Here is a 16,754-nt window from a genome sequence, read left to right on the forward strand (position 1 = left end):
GCGGGTCAGCCGGCGCGGAGCCGGGCCGCCTGCCGGGTCAGGTGGTCCCGCTCCGCGGCGTTCCCCGCCCGGGCCGCGGCCTGCACGTAGAGCTCCGTCGCACGCGGCAGGTCGCCGTCCTGCTCGACCAGGTAGGCCTCGACGGCGGTCCACCGCGGCACGGTCGCCGGGACGGCGGCCAGCGCGGCGAGGCCGGCCCGCGGGCCGTCGGCCTCGCCGACCGCGACCGCCCGGTTCAGCGCGACGACCGGGCTCCCCGCGGTGAGCCGCAGCAGCTCGTCGTACCACTCGACCACCTGCACCCAGTCGGTCTCCTCGGCCGTCGGCGCATCGGCGTGCAGGGCGGCCACCGCGGCCTGCGCCTGGTACTCGCCCAGCCCGTCCCGGGCCAGCGCGGCCTGCAGGATGCCGGTGCCCTCGGTGACCAGGTCCCGGTCCCAGCGGCTGCGGTCCTGCTGGGCCAGCGGCATCAGGCTGCCGTCTGGGGCGGTCCGGGCGCCCCGGCGGGCGTGGTGCAGCAGCATCAGCGCGAGCAGCCCGGCCACCTCCGGGTGGTCGACGGCCGCACGCAGCTGCCGGGTCAGCCGGATGGCCTCCGCCGCCAGGTCCACGTCGCCCGAGTACCCCTCGTTGAAGACCAGGTAGAGCACCCGCAGGACGACGCCGACGTCACCGGGGCGGTCCAGGCGGACGCCGGCGACGGTGCGCTTGGCCCGGCTGATCCGCTGGGCCATCGTCGCCTCGGGCACCAGGTAGGCCGCAGCGATCTGCCGGGTGGTCAACCCGCCGACCGCCCGCAGGGTGAGCGCGACCGCCGCCGACGGCGACAGCGACGGGTGCGCGCACAGGGCGTACAGCTGCAGCGTGTCGTCGGTGCCCGGCACCGGCCCGGGCTCGGGCTCCTGCTCCGCCACGGCCTCCTCCCGGCGCCGCCGGGCGACGTCGGACCGGGTGGCGTCGAGGAACCGGCGCCAGGCCACGGTCACCAGCCACGCCCGGGGCTCGCGCGGCGGGTCGACCGGCCAGACGCGCAGCGCCTCGACCAGTGCCTCCTGCACGGCGTCCTCGGCCATCGCGAAGTCGGCCCCGCGGCGGACGAGGACGCCGATCACCTGCGGCACGAGCGCCCGGACGTCGTCGATCACTCGGTGATCGTGGCCGGCACGCCGTAGAACGGCCGGACCTCCAGCCACTCGTGGATCGGGCGGCCGCCGGCACCCGGGGCGGCCGACAGCTCGCCGGCCAGCTCCACCGCCCGCTCCCAGGTGTCCACGTCGATGACCATCCAGCCGGCGATCAGGTCCTTGGTCTCGGCGAAGGGACCGTCGACGACCGGCGGCCGGCCCTCGCCGTCGTGGCGGACCCAGGCCCCGGTGGGGGCCAGCGCCTGGCCGTCGACGAACTCCCCGTCGGCCTGCAACCGGGTCGCGAAGTCGTCCATGAACTGCATGTGCGCCGAGACCTCCTCGGGCGTCCAGCGGTCCATCGACACGTCGTTCACCGGGCTCGGCGCGCCGCGGTAGTGCTTGAGCAGCAGGTACTTGGCCATCTCGGTCTCCTCGTCGTCGGGCGGCCCATCCTGGCCGCTCCACCCGGGGGACGGAACCGGTGCGCGGTTCTCGACACCGGACCGGGGACCGGGGTCAGGGATCGCCCAGCAGCGACCAGACGTAGTGCACCGTCCGCAGGTCGGTACCGGGTCCCTCGTGCTCGCGGGACACCTGCTCGAACCGTTGCCAGACCGCGGCGACCTCGGCCCGCAGCGCGCGCTGCTCGTCCCGGGTGAGCCGCAGCCGGCCCATGCCCAGGGCCATCTCGGTGTCGTCCCCCGCCCTGCCCTCCTCGGCCCGGCGCTCGAGCGTGCCCAGCACCCGCGAGCGCAGCGGGGAGAGGTAGGTGTCGACCAGGGCCACCCGGCCGGCCGGGTCGTCGAAGGCGCTGAGCACGATGTCGTAGACGTGCGCCGGGGCCTCCCAGCGGCGCTCGCGGGCGTCGGGGCCGGGCTCCGCGCGCCGGACCAGGCCCACCCGTTCCAGCTCGCGCAGGTGGTAGCTCATCGAGCTCGGGCTCACCCGGGTGAAGACGGCGAGCTGGGTGGGCGTCATCGGCCGCTGGAGGGCGAACAGCTCCTCGAAGGCGATGAAGCGGACGGAGGAGGAGAGCACCCGCAGCTGGGCGACGTCCCGGATGACCAGCGTCTCGGCCTTGTCGGTCATGCGCCCCCCTGCCTCGCCGGGTCCGGCTCGCGGTCGTCCTGGGTCCTCCGTCGTCCACAGCGAATCAGGTCCCCGCCGGTCGGCGCCAGGCCGGTCCGGCTCACGGCGTCCCGCCCAGGGCCGCCCGGGCGGTGCGGCGCACGGCGTCGGCGACCCGGTCGAGGCCGGGCGAGCGCAGCTTCCACTGCTGCCAGCACAGCACGACGTCGACCGCGCCGGCCGGGTCGAGGACCACCAGGCCGTCGTCCGGGCCGGTCTGCAGGTCGGGCAGCATGCCCCAGCCCATGCCGAGCCGGACGGCGGCCAGGTAGTCGGCGCTGGAGGGCACGTGGTGCACCGGCGGCGCGGGGCGGTCGTGGGTGCGCCGGCGCAGGTAGGCGTCCTGCAGGTCGTCGGTGCGGTCGAAGGCCACCGTCGGGGCGCGCCGCAGCTCGGCCGGGGTGGCCCCGGCGGGGAACCACCGCTCGACGAAGGCCCGGGTGGCCCGCGGGCGGTAGGTCATCGCCCCCAGCCGCTCGACCGAGCACCCCGGCACCGGCTCGGGGTCGGCGGTCACCGCGGCCATCACCGTGCCCTCGCGCAGCAGCCCCGAGGTCATCGTCTGGTCGGCCACCCGGACGTCGAGCTGGACGTCGGCGGCCAGCGGTGCCACCCCCGGTAGGAACCACGTGGCCAGCGAGTCGGCGTTCACCGCCAGCGGCAGCACCGGCGGGCCGGCCCCCGGTGCCCCGGTCAGCTGGGCGGTCGTGTCGGCGACCAGCAGCTCGACCTGCCGGGCCAGCCGCAGCACGGCGGTGCCGGCCTCGGTGGGGACGACGGGGCGGCTGCGCACCAGCAGCACCTGGCCGGTCGCCGACTCCAGCGCCCGGATCCGCTGGCTGACCGCCGACGGCGTCACGTGCAGCACCCCGGCGGCGGCGTCCAGGGTGCCGGTCTCGACGGCGGCCACCAGGGCACGCAGCTGCGGGAGGTCCATCGACAGCGCAGCTTACGGCGCTGCAGTTCCCGTCGTGCTGCTGTCGCACGGGGAGTCCTAGCGTCGTGGGTGTGGGAGCTGCTGCACTGGCCGGGGTCGGCCTGGGTCTGTCGTTGATCGTCGCCATCGGGGCGCAGAACGCCTTCGTGCTGCGCCAGGGCCTGCGCCGGGAGCACGTGGCCGCCGTCGTCGCGGTCTGCGCGGTGTCCGACGTCGTGCTGATCCTGGCCGGGGTGGCCGGCACCGGGGCGGTGCTGGAGCGGGTGCCGTGGCTGGTCACCGTCGTCCGGGTGGCCGGGGCGCTGTTCCTGGCCGGCTACGCGGTGCTGGCCGCCCGTCGGGCGCTGCGGCCCACGGCGCTGGCCGCCGAGGCCGGTGGCGCCCGGGCCTCCCGCGGCGCCGTCCTCGGCACGGCGCTGGCGCTGACCTGGCTGAACCCGCACGTCTACCTGGACACGGTGCTGCTGCTGGGCTCGGTGGCCGGCACGCACGGTGCGGACCGCTGGTGGTTCGCCGTCGGGGCCTGCGCGGCCAGCCTGCTCTGGTTCACCGGGCTGGGGTACGGCGCCCGCGCGCTGCGCCCGGTGTTCGCCCGGCCCGCGGCCTGGCGGGTGCTCGACGGGGTCATCGCCGTGGTCATGGCTGCGCTGGCGGCGTCGCTGCTGCTGGGTGCCGCCTGATCCCGCCCCTCCGCCGCGGCGTGGATCAGGTCCGACGACGACCGTGCGTCCTCCGCCACCGACGTCGGGTGCGGAGGATGCACGGTCGTCGTCCCACCTGATCCACGCCGGGTGCTCACGTCGAGCCGGGGCCCGGCGGACCCGGCTCCCAGCACACCCACAGCCCACGATGCCGAACCGGCAGCGTCCTCCCAGGCTGCCACCGGTAGAACGGGGCCATGAGCAGCAGGAGGCAGTTCCTCGGCCGGGCCGGGCNGGCTGGGGGTGGGCGGGCTGATGGTCGGCGGCGCGGTGGGCGGCACCGTCGGCGCGCTGGTCGCGAGCAGCGACGACGAGGTGCGGGCCGCCGAGCGCGAGCGGGCCCAGCAGCAGTTCACGGAGGCCGGCGGCGCCGCCGACGAGGGCGAGGCGGTCGCCCGCCTGGGCACCCACCGGGTCGTGTGGAACACCGCGGTCAGCTCGCCGATCGCCTGCATCAGCTTCGACGACGGCCCCACCCCGGAGTACACGCCGCGGATCCTGGAGGCGCTGGCCGCCGCCGGGGTGACGGCCACGTTCAACGTGATGGGCTACAACGCGGTGCAGCACCCCGACCTGCTGCGCGAGGTGGTCGCCGCCGGCCACGAGATCGGCAACCACACCTGGACCCACAAGGACCTCACCACGCTCACCGCGGCGCAGACCCGGGACGAGCTGATCCGCTGCCGGGACGAGGTGTCCGCGCTGGTCGACGTGCCGTTCACCAGCTTCCGGCCGCCGCGCGGGGAGATCACCGGGTACGCGCTGCGGGTGGCCGCGGAGCTCGGCTACGACACCTACATCTGGTCGGTCACCCGCGGCCCCGGGGACTCCGGCTCGGTGACCCACATCGGTGACTACATGGGGCAGACGGTGGTCGCCGGCGACGTGCTGGGCCTGCACGACGGCATCGGCCAGGGCACGTTCGACCCCGACGCCTCCTTCGCGAAGGCCCTCGCCGACCGCCGGGAGCTGGAGGTGCAGGCGCTGCCCTCGGCGCTGCAGCAGATCGCCGACCGCGGGATCACGCTGATGAGCGCCAACCGCCTCTTGGCGCTCAGCGACCCCGAGCCGATCGGCGGCCAGCCGGCGGTGCCGGGGAACTGACGCCGGCGGCGGCGCAGCGGGCGGCGAGGTCGGTGAACGCCTGCGCCAGCTCGCGGGGGTGTGCGTCGGAGACCGGTGCGTCGAGGCGGAGCAGGTGCGCCGCCAGGCCGGTCCAGGACCAGGCACCGGCCGACACCCGGCAGCGGTCGTCGTCCAGCGGCTCGACCTCGGCGTCCCCCGCGTAGGGCAGGACCTCCGACGCGGGGACGGCGAGCACCACCCGGCCCCGGCACGGCCAGTCCCCCGCCGGGTCGCGGGAGCCGCGGAAGAGCGCGGCGACGAAGGCACCCGGGTCCCCGCCGGGCACCTCGCGCGGGGTGAACCGCGCGCCCAGCGGCGTGCGCGGCGTGATCCGGTCCAGCCGGAAGGTGCGCCAGTCGTCGCGGTCCAGGTCCCAGGCCAGCAGGTACCAGCGGCCGCCCCGGGCGAGGACGGCGTGCGGCTGGGTCCGGCGGACGGCGTCCCCCAGGTCGAACCGCAGCTCCTGCCGGGCGCGCACCGCGCCGCTGACCGCGACGAGCACCTGCGGGTCGACCTCGGGCACCGGTGCGGCCGGCAGCGGCGCGACCTGGACGGCGTCCACCCGGTGCCGCAGCCGGGCGGGCAGCACCTGCCGCACGGTGGCCAGCGCGCGGTGGGCGGCGTCCCCGGGGGCCAGCTGCAGCGCCACGGCCAGCGCCACCGCCTGCTCGTCGTCGAACAGCAGCGGGGGCAGGTCGGCGCCGGCGGCCAGCCGGTAGCCGCCGTCGGGACCCATCGCGGCCTGCACCGGGTAGCCGAGCTCGCGCAGCCGGTCGACGTCCCGGCGCACGGTCCGCGGGCTGACCTCCAGCCGCTGCGCCAACAGGGAGCCGGACCAGTCGCGGCGGGACTGCAGCAGCGACAGCAGCGCCAGCAGCCGGCCGGGGGTTCCGCTCACCGCCCCAGCATGCCCCCCGTATAGGTCAGGAACTGGCCGCCACCCCCGGCACAGTGGTCGCCATGAGCATCACGACGACCACCCACCTCAACTTCCGCGGCCAGGCCCGCGCCGCCCTGGACCACTACGCCGCCGTGTTCGGCGGCGAGGTCCAGGCCTTCACGTTCGCGCAGGGCGGCACCGACCGGGACCGGGCCGACGGCGCCGTCGACGACCAGGTCATCTGGGGCGGGGTCACCTCGCCGGCCGGGTTCTCGATCATGGCCTTCGACGTCCCGCCGGGCCGCGCCCACGACCAGGGCACCGACGCCGTCTACGTCTCGGTCCGCGGCGACGACCCCGCGGAGATCACCCGGTTCTTCGACGGCCTGGCCGAGGGCGGCACCGTCCGCGCGGCGCTGGGCCCGGCCGCTTTCTCCCCGCTGTACGGCATGGTGACGGACCGGTTCGGCGTCACCTGGGTGCTCGACGTGGTCGCCGCGTACTGATCCGGCCGGCGGGGGGTCAGACCCGGACGACGATCCCCCGCCGGGCCAGCACCTGGCACACCGCCCACACCACCACGACGGAGAACGCCGCGTAGAGGTAGGCCGACGTCGTCGCGCTGGTGAGGTCGGTGAGCCAGCCGTCGACCAGCGGCTGGAACCGGTACCGCAGCACCGCCCGGAACAGCAGCTCGGACAGCACGAACGCCACGATGGCGTTGAGGCCGAGCACCTCGGCCGGGCGGAACGGCCGGCGCACCCCGCGGACGTCGACCAGCCAGATCGCCACGGCCAGCACCAGCAGGCCGATCCCTCCGGTGACCAACACGAACGACGGCGTCCAGAGCCGCTTGTTCACCGGCAGCAGCGGCGCCAGCAGCAGGCCGAGCACCAGCAGCACCCCGGCGCCGGCCACGATCCGGGACAGCGCGCCGCGGGCACCCCGGTCCAGCAGCACCCGGCCGGCCAGCACGCCGAGGAACACGGTGACCGCGCTGGGCAGGTAGGAGTGCGGCGCCTCGGCCGAGAAGTCCAGCCCGAGCAGGTCGTCGAACCAGTGCGCCCACGAGAGGTCGGGCTCGACCGCCGTCCGGCCGGACCCGGGGACCGGCAGCAGCACGGCCACGGCGGTGAGGACGGCGAGCACCCCCGCCGCGGTGGGCACCTGCGCCCGCCGCGGCAGCCGGAGCAGCAGCCAGCACAGCAGGTAGGCCCCGGCGATGTGGCCGAGCACCCCGGCGCCGACGACGTCGAACCCGTACTTGGCGCCGACGACCAGGACCCCCAGGACGGCGAGCTTGAGCACCCGCACGAGCACCGCGCGCGGCCGGTCCGCCCGCCGGGAGAACGGCATGGACACCCCGACGACCAGCAGGAACACCGGGAAGACCACGTCGGCGACCCGCAGCCCGTGCCACGGGGCGTGCACGAACTGGGTGCCGATCGAGCTGTTGCCGCGGTTGTCGACGAAGAGCATGCCGACGACGGCCAGCCCGCGGGCGACGTCCACGCCGTGCAGCCGCGGTCTGTCCATGCCGCCCATCGTCGGGCCGCACAGCCGGTCCGCACCGGTCCGACAGCAACCCGGGAGCAGGTCCACAGCTGTTTCCCGGGCTGCGGGCGTCCTGTGGTCCCCGCACGTCGAACCCAGGAGGAAGCCATGCAGTCGACCACCACGATGCTGCGCGAAGAAGCCCGCACCGTCCCGCTGACCACCGCGCCCGACCAGCTCGCCGGCACGCTCGATGCCCTCGCCGGCTACGAGCAGGTAGCGCTGACCAGCGTCGCCACGCTGATGGGCGGCCCCGACGTCTCCGGGCTGCGCGCGGTCATCGCGGCCACCCAGGACGCCGCCGACCTGGCCGCGGTGACCCGGCACATCCTGGCCCGCAACACCCCCGCCGGCAGCGCCGTCGTCCGCTCGATCCTGGGGACGACGGTGCACGCGCTGGACCGCAGCGCCCACCTCGGCGCCCAGCACCTGGAGCTGCGCACCTGCCGCCTGCAGGCCGAGGCCGCCGCGGAGACCGCGCACCGCTGCCGCCAGCTCCGCGCCCACCTCGCCTGACGCCCCCGGCTTGGATCAGCTGGGTTCACCGACGTGCGTCCTGGCTCACCGGCGTCGGTGAGCCAGGACGGCCGTGGATCAACCCAGCTGATCCACGCCGGGCGCCGGGTCAGGTGAGGGGGGACCTCGGCAGCATGCGGTCGCTGATGATCCGCTTCTGGATCTCGCTGGTGCCCTCGAAGATGGTGGTCAGCCGGGCGTCGCGCCAGTGCCGCTCCACCTGCCGCTCGGTGGTGTAGCCGTTGCCGCCGTGCAGCTGCATGGCCTGGTTGGTCACCCGCACCGCCATCTCGGTGGCCTGCAGCTTCACCATCGCGGCCTCGCGCTCGCACGGGACGCCGACGTCGAGCAAGTGCGCGACCTGCCGGTAGAACGCCCGGGACTCCTCCACCTGGGCGGCCATGTCGGCCAGCGCGAACCGCAGCGCCTGGAAGTCGCCGATCGGGTGGCCGAACTGCTCGCGCTCCTGCAGGTAGGTGGTGGTGTCCTCCACCGCCGCGCGGGCCAGCCCCACCGCGCGGGCCGCGGTGTGCACCCGGGCGGTGTTGAGGAAGGCCTGCGCCTCGGCGAACCCGGCCTTGGAGCCGCCGTCCCCGTCGCCGTCCCCGGGTCCGACGATCAGGTCGTCGGCGGGGATCCGGACGCCGTCGAACTGCAGGTCCCAGGTCAGGAAGCCGTGGTAGCCGACCTTGTCGATCGGGTAGCCGATCAACCCCTCGGGGAAGGTGCCGCGCTCCTTGGCCAGCAGCACGTTGCGCAGCCCGCGGGAACGGGACTCCCCCGGCTGCGGGTCGGCCACCCGGACCAGCACCTGGATGAAGTCGGCGGCCTTCGCGTTGCCGCACCAGCGCTTGTGCCCGGTGATCACCCACTCGTCGCCGTCCCGCACGGCGCGGGTCTGCACGTTGGCGAGGTCGGAGCCGGCGTCGGGCTCGGACAGCGCGACGGCGCCGATCCACGAGCCCGCCGCCGACTTCCGCAGCAGCGCGTCCCGTCGCTCGGCGTCGGCGACCGACGTCCCCATGCCCTGGGACCGGGCCAGGATCGAGGCGACGCTCATCCACGCCCGGGCCAGCTCCTCGCTGACCATGCAGTACTCGAAGACGCCCAGGCCCATCCCGCCGTGCTCACGGTCGACGGTGATGCCGAAGTAGCCCAGCTCGCCGAGCCGCTCGAGGATCCGCTGCGGGATCTCGCCCTTCTGCGGGTCCAGCTCGTCGGCGACCGGCAGCACCTCGTCCATCGCGAACGCCCGCGCCTGCAGCTGCAGGGCCTCGCGCTCGGGGGTGTGCCAGGGCGGCAGCAGGTCGGGACGACGGGGCTCCATCTCGACGGTGCCGGTGGTCGTCTCGTCGGTCGAGCTGGTCACAGCGGGTCTCCTGCACGTCGTCGGGCGGGGTCGCCGCCGAAGTTACCGTCCGGTAACCGAGATCGCCCCCGGTCCCGACCCAGATCACACCGCAGTCGGTCACCCGAGCGGGATCCGGTCACCGCACGCCGTGACCGGATCCCTGCAGGGCGACCGGCTGCCGGGCGGCCGACCGTCGACGGAAGACCGCGCAGCGCTGCACCGTGAAGCTGACCGCCACCAGCGCGAGCTCGGTGAGCAGCTTGGCGGCCAGCAGCGGGACACCGAGCCACGTCAGCCCGCTGATCACCGCCAGGTTGGCCAGCAGCAGCGCGCCGGCCAGCGCGACGTAGCCCAGCACCGACCGCCGGCTGCGCGCCGCCCCGAACACGACCCGCCTGTTGACCTGGTAGTTCACCGTCCCGCTGAGCATCCGCGCGCCGACCACCGACAGCCACAGCGAGCCGGTCACCGCTCCGAGAACCAGCAGCGCGACCAGGTCGACGACGAAGGCCGACAGCGACGAGGCCAGGAACAGCGCGAGCGGGCGGTAGACGCGCAGCGAGTCCCGGACCGGCGAGAAGTGGGACGACGCGTTGCCCGCCAGGTACACCGTGGTGATCGGCAGCTGCTCGATCGGCGTCCCCCGCCGGGCGGCCTCCAGCAGCACCCGCAGCTCGTACTCGAACCGGTCGCCGGGCACGGCCAGCAGCCAGGGCAGCAGGTCGGGGGCGAACCCGCGCAGCCCGGTCTGGGTGTCGGCCAGCGCCCGGCCGGTCGCCGCCCGCACCAGCACAGCCGACACCCGGTTGCCGACCCGCGACCGCAGCGGCACGCCGGCCCCGTCGAAGGACCGCACCCCGAGCACGAGCCCCTGCGGTGCCCGCTGCGCGACGCGGACGACGTCCTCGGGCAGGTGCTGGCCGTCGGCGTCGGCGGTGACCGCGGCGGCGGACGGCGACACCAGCAGCACGTGCGCCAGCCCGGTCCGCAGCGCCGCACCCTTGCCCCGGTTGACCCCGTGGTGCAGCACGACGGCGCCCAGGGCCCGGCAGGCGTCGAACACCGGCGTCGGCGCGGACCCGTCGTCCACCACCATGAGGTCGATGGACGGGTCCAGCCGGGCCACCGCGGACAGCAGCGCGGGCAGCCGCTCGTCGGGCTGGTAGGCCGGGACCAGCAGGACGACGCCGGTCACGCGATGTAGAGGATGTCGGAGGTGCCGCGCTCGGAGCCCTTGCCCAGCGGGTCGTTCACCAGAGCGCCGTCGAAGAGCATCGTCGAGGAGCCGCCGCCGTCGATGTTGTAGGCGGTGACCGCGCCCAGCCCGACGAAGATGTCGGCCAGCTCGGGCAGCGTGACGCCCTCGCTGTAGCCCTCGCTGCGGCCGTCGACGACCACGAACACCAGGTGGTTGGTGTCGATCACCCCGACCGCGGTGCGGGGCTGGTCGCCCTGGATCGAGTGGTTGCCGACGTTGGTGTCCACCTCGACCTCGTCGATGCCGGCCACGACGGCGCCGGCCTCGACGATCGCGGGCCCGAAGGACAGCGTGTTCCAGACCCCGTCGGCGGCCAGCTCGGCCGCCGTGGTCGCGGTCTCGTCGTAGATCCGCACGGTGCCGTCGCGGTAGAACGCCATGCCCTCGCGGGCGCCGGCGTCGCGGTAGGCGACCCCGTTGCGGATGACGATCCCGGTCTCGCGGAAGCCGTAGTAGTCGCCGTTGACCGCGAACACCGCACCCACGCCGGCGGCGATGTCGCTGGGCTCGTCGACGATGTTCAGCCCGAACTCGTCGTTCGCGAACGCCGAGCGCAGCACGGTCGCGTCGGTGAGGACGACGTCGGCGACGAAGTAGGTGACCGTGGAGTCCCCGCTGCCGGTCACGACGGTCGAGATGCTGATCGTGGCCTGGTCGGAGGTGTAGGTGGCGCCGTCCACCGAGCCGTTCGAGGTCGACGTCGTCCCGGTGTCCACGCCCGAGGCCGCCTCGTAGGCCGACGCGTCGGAGATCTCCACGTGGTCGACGACGAACCGGTCCAGCGCCCACCAGCTGCCCCCGCCGGCCGCGGCGAGCAGGACACCGGCGGTCCCGCCGAGGAAGCCCCGGCGGCTGATCCGGCGGGGAGCGGGCGGCGCGGGAGGGGTCTGCGTCGGAGTCATGGGGACGACGGTCGGGCGCCTCCCCCAGCGCCGGCTGTGCGACCGGTGTGCACCAGATGCGCACAGGGAGCGCTCAGCGGGGAGCGGGCGCGGGCACAACCGGCGGCCCGAGGGTGGGCATCACCTGAACCCCGGACGGACGGATCGTCATGCCCCAGCTCGTGCTCATCGCCGCGGACCTCGTCGCCATCGGCGTCCTGGTCCTCGGCGTCTACTTCCCCCGGCACCGCCGCCGCGACCTGGTGGCGGCCTACCTCGGGGTCAACGTCGGCGTGCTCGCGGTGGCCACCGCGCTGTCCTCGAGCACGGTGGGCGTCGGGCTGGGGCTGGGCCTGTTCGGGGTGCTGTCGATCATCCGGCTGCGCTCCACCGAGCTGGCCCAGACCGAGGTGGCCTTCTACTTCGCCGCGCTGGCGCTGGGCCTGCTGGGCGGGCTGGGCGCGGGCACCACGGGCGCGGAGCTGCTGGTCGCCGGGCTGATGGCGCTGGTCGTCGCGGTCATGTGGGCCGGCGGGCACCCGCGGCTGATGCGCCGCTACCGGCAGCAGCAGGTGGTCGTGGACCGGGCGTTCACCGACGAGACCGCCCTGGTCGCGCACCTGGAGGGCCTGTTCGACGCCCGGGTGCACCAGGTGACCGTGCAGCAGGTGGACCTGGTCGACGACACCACCACCGTCGACGTCCGCCTCGAGCTCGGCGCCCGCAGCCCGGCGGTGCCGGTGGAGCCGCGGATGACCGGACCGCTGCACCGGGCCGACGTCCGGTGAGCACCTCCCTGACCGGGCTCGGCGCGCTGCCGCCGGTCTCCCTCGAGGAGCTGGTCGGGACGGCGGCGCTGCTGACCCGGGTGGACCGCAAGTACGTGCTCACCCCGGCCGATGCCGCCGCGGTGCTCGGCCGGCTCCCCGACGCCCGGGTGCTCACCATCGGCGACCGGCGGACGTTCGGCTACGACTCCCTCTACGCCGACACCCCCGACCTCGCCGGGTACCACCTGGCCGCCCGCGGGCGACGCCGCCGGTTCAAGGTGCGCCGACGGACCTACACCGACACCGGCGACAGTTGGGTGGAGGTCAAGACCCGCGGGCCGCGCGGGTCGACGGTCAAGGAACGCGTCGCCGCCGACGACCTCGCCGGGGCCCGCGGGTTCGTCGACGACGTCCTGCGCAGCTCCGGCGTCGGGGACCTGACCGACCGGGAGCTGGTCCCGGTCCTGGGCACCCGCTACTCCCGGTCGACCCTGCTGCTGGCCGGCGCCCGGGTCACCGTCGACACCGACCTGGTCTGGCGCACGCCGTCCGGGGGCCTGCTCCCGCTGACCGACCGGGTGGTCGTGGAGACCAAGTCCGGCTCCGCACCCTCGGCCGCCGACCGCCTGCTCTGGCGGTCCGGCCACCGCCCCGCCCGCATCTCCAAGTACGGCACGGGCCTCGCTGCCCTGCACCCCGACCTGCCGCGCAACCGCTGGCACGCCACCCTCACCCGACACCTCCAGGAGACCTCGTGACCCTGCGCCGACTGCGCGCCGCCCTCGTGGCCGGCGCCGCCGCCACCCTGATCGCGGCCTGCGGCACCACCGACACCTCCACCACGACGACGGCGGCGACCACCGCGGCCTCCGCGGAGGTCACCGCCGCGGCCGGCACCACGATCGACGCCGCCCTGGCCGCGAACGACGGCTGGGTGACCTCGTCGGGGACCACCTCCGACGGGCAGGCGATCACCCTCGGCGGCGACACCGCCACGAGCGACGCCGCCGGGGTGACCGTCGACGGCAGCACCGTGACCATCACCGCGGCCGGCACCTACGTGCTCACCGGCGACCTGACCGGCCAGGTCGTGGTGGACACCGCGGACGCCGAGGACGTCGTCCTGGTGCTCGACGACGCCTCGATCACCTCGCCGACCAGCGCGGCGGTCGCGGTGACGAACGCCGAGACCGTCGTCCTGTCACTGGCCGACGGGACGACGAACACGCTGGCCGACACCGCCGACCACGCCGACGACGGCACCAGCGCGGCGATCGACTCCGCGGCCGACCTGGTCGTCACCGGCACCGGCACGCTCGAGGTGACCGGCGCGAGCAACGACGGCATCAACAGCTCGGACGGCGTGACCGTCGAGTCGGGCACGGTCACCGTGGACGCGGCCGACGACGGCATCCGCGGCCAGGACTCGGTCGTCGTGCTCGACGGCGACGTCACCGTGACCGCCGGCGGCGACGGGCTGAAGAGCGACGACACCGAGGACCCCACCCGCGGCTACGTCTACGTCGCCGACGGCACCGTGACCGTGACCGCGGAGGGCGACGGCATCGCCGCCTCGACCGACGTCCTCGTGGGCGGCGGCACCCTGGACATCACCACCAGCGGCGACCCGTCCGGCGACACCTCGGTCAAGGGGGTCAAGGGCGACGTGAGCGTGGTGGTCGGCGGCGGTGACCTGACCGTCGACGCGGCGGACGACGCCCTGCACTCGAACGGGGCCATCTCGATCACCGGGGGCACCCAGACGCTGACCGCCGGGGACGACGGGGTGCACGCCGACGTCGACCTGACCATCTCCGGCGGCACCCTGGACGTCGCCGAGGCCGTCGAGGGCCTGGAGAGCGCGGCCATCACCATCGCCGGCGGCGACACCACGGTCACCACCTCCGACGACGGCGTCAACGCCTCGACCGGGACCAGCACCGACTCCGGCGGCGGCATGGGCGGGGGCATGGGCGACGACGGGAGCACGCTGACCATCAGCGGCGGCACCCTGGTGGTCGACGCCGAGGGCGACGGCCTGGACTCCAACGGCTCGACCACGATCACCGGCGGCACCACCACCGTGTACGGCCCGACCGGCAGCGGGAACGGGGCGCTGGACTCCAACGCCGGCATCACGGTCAGCGGCGGCACCCTGCTCGCCGGCGGCAGCGCGGGCATGGCCGAGACCCCCGACGCCGACTCCGCGCAGGGCTGGCTGGCCTGGTCGGGCACCGCGTCGGCCGGCTCGACCGTGGAGGTCACCGACAGCTCGGGCACCGTGGTCGCCACCTACACGCCGACCAAGGACGTGCAGTCGGTGGTGATCTCCTCCCCCGACCTCACCACCGGCGAGACCTACACGGTCACCGTGGACGGCGGCAGCTCGACGACGGTCACCGCCGGCGAGGGCGCCAGCACAGGGATGGGCGGCGGAGGCGGCGGCGGGATGCCCGGCGGCGGTGGCGGCCGCCCCAACGGCTGACCCCGGGCCGGCCGGTGGCCTCAGCGGGCGCCGCGGTCCGCTGCCAGCCGGACGTAGTGCTGCACCACCTCGGCGTCGTCCACGGCTCCCATGTTCAGCGCCTTCTCCGGCGGCACGCCCTGGAACAGCCGCTTGAGCGGGACCTCCAGGCGCTTGCCGGTGCGGGTGTGCGGCACGCCGGGGACGACGAGCACCTCGTCGGGCACGTGCCGCGGGCTGGCGTCCCGCTTCACCGCCTCCCGGATCTCGGCGACCAGGGCGTCGGTGAGCTCGAACCCGGGCGCGAGCTGCACGAACAGCGGCATCCAGTAGCCGCCGTCGCGCTGCTCCACGCCGAGGACGACGCAGTCGGCGATCGCCGGGATGGACTCCACCGCCGCGTACAGGTCCGCCGTCCCCATCCGGACGCCGCCGCGGTTGAGGGTGGAGTCCGAGCGGCCGGTGATGATGCAGCTGCCGGTGGGCAGGATCTCCAGCCAGTCGCCGTGCCGCCACACCCCGGGCCAGGGCTCGAAGTAGGCCTCCCGGTACCGCTCCCCGGAAGGGTCGGCCCAGAAGTACAGCGGCATCGTCGGCATCGGCTCGGTGACCACCAGCTCGCCGAGCTCGCCCACCACCGGCTGCCCCTGCTCGTCCCAGGACGCCGCGGCCACCCCCAGCATCGGCCGCTGCAGCTCGCCGGCGACCACAGGCAGCAGCAGCGAGGAGCCGATGAACCCGGTGGCCACGTCGGTCCCGCCGGACAGCGACCCGAGGAACACGTCGGGCTTCACCGCGTCGTACACCCACTCGAAGGTCGAGGCCGGCAGCGGCGACCCGGTGGACCCGATGCCCGCCAGTGCCGCGAGGTCGTGGTCGTCCCCGGGCCGCAGTCCGGCCTTCTCGCAGGCGGTGAGGTACCCGGCGCTGGTGCCCAGGTAGGTGGTGCCGCACCGGGCGGCCACCGCGAACTGGGCGTCCAGCGAGGGGAAGCCGGGGGCGCCGTCGTGCACCACCAGGGTCGCGCCGGTGAGCAGCGAGCAGGCCGCGATGTTCCACATGATCCAGGCGGTGGAGGCGTACCAGGAGAACCGGTCGCCGGGCCCGATGTCGATGTGCAGCCCGGCCTGCTTGAGCTGCTCGACGGCCACGCCGCCGTGCCCGTGCACGATCCCCTTCGGCAGCCCGGTGGTGCCCGAGGAGTAGACGATCCACAGCGGGTGGTCGAACGGCAGCGCCTCGAACACCGGCGGCTGGACGTCGACCACGGCGTCGGCCCAGGCCAGCGCACCGACGGGCAGCTCGTCGGGGAACAGCCGCGGCAGCCCGATCGTCGTCCGCACGGTGGGCAGCGAGGCCTGCAGCTGGGCGACGACGTCCCGGCGGTCGTGCTCGCGACCGCCGAACCGGTAGCCGTCGACGGCGACCAGCACCACCGGCTCGATCTGCGCGAACCGGTCGAGCACGGCGCGGGGCCCGAAGTCCGGTGCGCAGGCCGACCAGACCGCACCGACCGCGGCGCAGCCGAGGAAGGCGACGACGGCCTCGGGCACGTTGGGCAGGTAGCCGGCCACCCGGTCGCCGCGCTGCACGCCGAGCCGGCGCAGGGTCGCGGCGAACGCACCGACCTGCCCGCGCAGGTCGGCCCAGGACAGCTCCTCGGGCTCGGCGAGCCCTTCGGCGGTCTCCCGCACGGCCACGATCGCCGGCCGCTCGTCGGTGGCGTGCCGCAGCGCCAGCTGGGCCAGGTTGAGCGTCCGCTCCGGGAACCACTGCGCGCCGGGCATGGTGCGGGACCCGAGCACCTCGTCGTCCCGGACCGGTTCCTCGCCCTCGAACACGTCGAACCAGGTGGCGACGTCGGCCCAGAACTGGTCCAGGTGCGAGGTCGACCAGGCCCAGACCGCGTCGTAGTCCTGGCCCAGGGACAGGCCCCGGCGCTCGTCGACCCAGGCGGCGAACCGGCCGAGCTGGGAGGCGGCGATGGACTCGGGTGTCGGCGACCACAGCGTCACGCCACGCACCCTGCCAGATCCCGGGGGGTTCGACCGGTCCCGGAGCG

The 16,754-nt window shown here is 74.9% G+C and carries 17 protein-coding genes; 7 read left to right on the plus strand and 10 right to left on the minus strand.

The genetic code is table 11. From position 1 onward, the window contains the following. Positions 1-5: 5 nt before the first annotated feature. From LFA75_RS09200 to LFA75_RS09215, 4 genes are all read right to left on the minus strand, one after another. Entirely contained in the window at positions 6-1,145 is a 1,140-nt protein-coding gene (locus LFA75_RS09200) for an RNA polymerase sigma factor (protein WP_225233340.1), read from the minus strand. Continuing rightward, entirely contained in the window at positions 1,142-1,549 is a 408-nt protein-coding gene (locus LFA75_RS09205; RefSeq protein WP_225233341.1) for a YciI family protein, read from the minus strand. The genes LFA75_RS09200 and LFA75_RS09205 overlap by 4 nt, the downstream gene beginning before the upstream one ends. A gap of 94 nt (positions 1,550-1,643) precedes the next feature. Further along, positions 1,644-2,216 carry a winged helix-turn-helix domain-containing protein gene (locus tag LFA75_RS09210; RefSeq protein WP_225233342.1) on the minus strand — a complete coding sequence of 191 codons (573 nt, stop codon included), beginning with the start codon at positions 2,214-2,216 and terminating at the stop codon, positions 1,644-1,646. Positions 2,217-2,316: 100 nt separating this feature from the next. Further along, the gene (locus LFA75_RS09215) at positions 2,317-3,192 is read right to left on the minus strand and encodes a LysR family transcriptional regulator ArgP (protein WP_225233343.1); all 876 of its coding nucleotides are present in this window, start codon (positions 3,190-3,192) and stop codon (positions 2,317-2,319) included. 71 nt (positions 3,193-3,263) lie between these two features. On the opposite strand from LFA75_RS09215, the gene LFA75_RS09220 reads away from it, so the two are divergent. Together LFA75_RS09220 and LFA75_RS09225 are read left to right on the plus strand one after the other, a co-directional pair. Further along, complete coding sequence (locus tag LFA75_RS09220; protein ID WP_225233344.1) at positions 3,264-3,872, plus strand: LysE/ArgO family amino acid transporter; 609 nt, start codon at positions 3,264-3,266, stop codon at positions 3,870-3,872. Between the two features lie 264 nt (positions 3,873-4,136). Next, positions 4,137-4,997 carry a polysaccharide deacetylase family protein gene (locus tag LFA75_RS09225; protein WP_225233345.1) on the plus strand — a complete coding sequence of 287 codons (861 nt, stop codon included), beginning with the start codon at positions 4,137-4,139 and terminating at the stop codon, positions 4,995-4,997. Here the strand turns inward: LFA75_RS09225 and LFA75_RS09230 are convergent. After that, entirely contained in the window at positions 4,948-5,916 is a 969-nt protein-coding gene (locus LFA75_RS09230) for a helix-turn-helix transcriptional regulator (RefSeq protein WP_225233346.1), read from the minus strand. The genes LFA75_RS09225 and LFA75_RS09230 overlap by 50 nt on opposite strands. Positions 5,917-5,978: 62 nt before the next feature. On the opposite strand from LFA75_RS09230, the gene LFA75_RS09235 reads away from it, so the two are divergent. Then, positions 5,979-6,404 (plus strand): VOC family protein, encoded by a 426-nt coding sequence (locus tag LFA75_RS09235; RefSeq protein ID WP_225233347.1) that lies wholly within the window; start codon positions 5,979-5,981, stop codon positions 6,402-6,404. Positions 6,405-6,420: 16 nt separating this feature from the next. Here the strand turns inward: LFA75_RS09235 and LFA75_RS09240 are convergent, their stop codons facing one another. Beyond that, a complete protein-coding gene (locus LFA75_RS09240; protein ID WP_225233348.1) occupies positions 6,421-7,434 on the minus strand; it encodes a heparan-alpha-glucosaminide N-acetyltransferase domain-containing protein in 1,014 nt (337 codons plus the stop codon). A gap of 126 nt (positions 7,435-7,560) precedes the next feature. Between LFA75_RS09240 and LFA75_RS09245 the strand changes: the two genes are divergently transcribed. Further along, a complete protein-coding gene (locus LFA75_RS09245; RefSeq protein WP_225233349.1) occupies positions 7,561-7,968 on the plus strand; it encodes a hypothetical protein in 408 nt (135 codons plus the stop codon). A 109-nt stretch (positions 7,969-8,077) separates the two neighbouring features. Here the strand turns inward: LFA75_RS09245 and LFA75_RS09250 are convergent, their stop codons facing one another. The 3 genes from LFA75_RS09250 to LFA75_RS09260 all read right to left on the minus strand — a co-directional run bounded on the left by LFA75_RS09250 (position 8,078) and on the right by LFA75_RS09260 (position 11,479). After that, on the minus strand, positions 8,078-9,337 hold the full coding sequence (locus tag LFA75_RS09250) for an acyl-CoA dehydrogenase family protein (RefSeq protein ID WP_225233350.1): 1,260 nt from the start codon (positions 9,335-9,337) through the stop codon (positions 8,078-8,080). 118 nt (positions 9,338-9,455) lie between these two features. Beyond that, a complete protein-coding gene (locus tag LFA75_RS09255; protein WP_225233351.1) occupies positions 9,456-10,514 on the minus strand; it encodes a glycosyltransferase in 1,059 nt (352 codons plus the stop codon). Further along, positions 10,511-11,479: a phosphodiester glycosidase family protein gene (locus LFA75_RS09260; protein WP_225233352.1), complete on the minus strand. Its 969-nt coding sequence runs from the start codon at positions 11,477-11,479 to the stop codon at positions 10,511-10,513. The genes LFA75_RS09255 and LFA75_RS09260 overlap by 4 nt, the downstream gene beginning before the upstream one ends. 149 nt (positions 11,480-11,628) lie before the next feature. Between LFA75_RS09260 and LFA75_RS09265 the strand changes: the two genes are divergently transcribed. From LFA75_RS09265 to LFA75_RS09275, 3 genes are read left to right on the plus strand one after another with little or no spacing between them, the layout of a single operon-like run. Then, entirely contained in the window at positions 11,629-12,246 is a 618-nt protein-coding gene (locus LFA75_RS09265) for a DUF4956 domain-containing protein (RefSeq protein WP_225233353.1), read from the plus strand. Then, on the plus strand, positions 12,243-12,986 hold the full coding sequence (locus LFA75_RS09270; RefSeq protein WP_225233354.1) for a polyphosphate polymerase domain-containing protein: 744 nt from the start codon (positions 12,243-12,245) through the stop codon (positions 12,984-12,986). Before LFA75_RS09265 ends, LFA75_RS09270 begins: the two co-directional genes overlap by 4 nt. Next, positions 12,983-14,713, plus strand: coding sequence for a carbohydrate-binding domain-containing protein (locus tag LFA75_RS09275; RefSeq protein ID WP_225233355.1), 1,731 nt, complete (start codon positions 12,983-12,985; stop codon positions 14,711-14,713). Before LFA75_RS09270 ends, LFA75_RS09275 begins: the two co-directional genes overlap by 4 nt. 20 nt (positions 14,714-14,733) lie before the next feature. Here the strand turns inward: LFA75_RS09275 and LFA75_RS09280 are convergent, their stop codons facing one another. Then, positions 14,734-16,707: an acetoacetate--CoA ligase gene (locus LFA75_RS09280; RefSeq protein WP_225233356.1), complete on the minus strand. Its 1,974-nt coding sequence runs from the start codon at positions 16,705-16,707 to the stop codon at positions 14,734-14,736. Between the last annotated feature and the right edge of the window lie 47 nt (positions 16,708-16,754).

Source organism: Klenkia terrae (assembly GCF_900491935.1).
GTDB classification, from domain to species: domain Bacteria; phylum Actinomycetota; class Actinomycetes; order Mycobacteriales; family Geodermatophilaceae; genus Klenkia; species Klenkia terrae.

What these genes read in the sequence shown, in the direction of transcription:
- LFA75_RS09205 (WP_225233341.1), bottom strand. Translation starts at nt 1,549, where the DNA reads ATGGCCAAGTACCTGCTGCTCAAGCACTACCGCGGCGCGCCGAGCCCG.
- LFA75_RS09210 (WP_225233342.1), bottom strand. Translation starts at nt 2,216, where the DNA reads ATGACCGACAAGGCCGAGACGCTGGTCATCCGGGACGTCGCCCAGCTG.
- LFA75_RS09215 (WP_225233343.1), bottom strand. Translation starts at nt 3,192, where the DNA reads ATGGACCTCCCGCAGCTGCGTGCCCTGGTGGCCGCCGTCGAGACCGGC.
- LFA75_RS09235 (WP_225233347.1), top strand. Translation starts at nt 5,979, where the DNA reads ATGAGCATCACGACGACCACCCACCTCAACTTCCGCGGCCAGGCCCGC.
- LFA75_RS09240 (WP_225233348.1), bottom strand. Translation starts at nt 7,434, where the DNA reads ATGGACAGACCGCGGCTGCACGGCGTGGACGTCGCCCGCGGGCTGGCC.
- LFA75_RS09245 (WP_225233349.1), top strand. Translation starts at nt 7,561, where the DNA reads ATGCAGTCGACCACCACGATGCTGCGCGAAGAAGCCCGCACCGTCCCG.
- LFA75_RS09260 (WP_225233352.1), bottom strand. Translation starts at nt 11,479, where the DNA reads ATGACTCCGACGCAGACCCCTCCCGCGCCGCCCGCTCCCCGCCGGATC.
- LFA75_RS09265 (WP_225233353.1), top strand. Translation starts at nt 11,629, where the DNA reads ATGCCCCAGCTCGTGCTCATCGCCGCGGACCTCGTCGCCATCGGCGTC.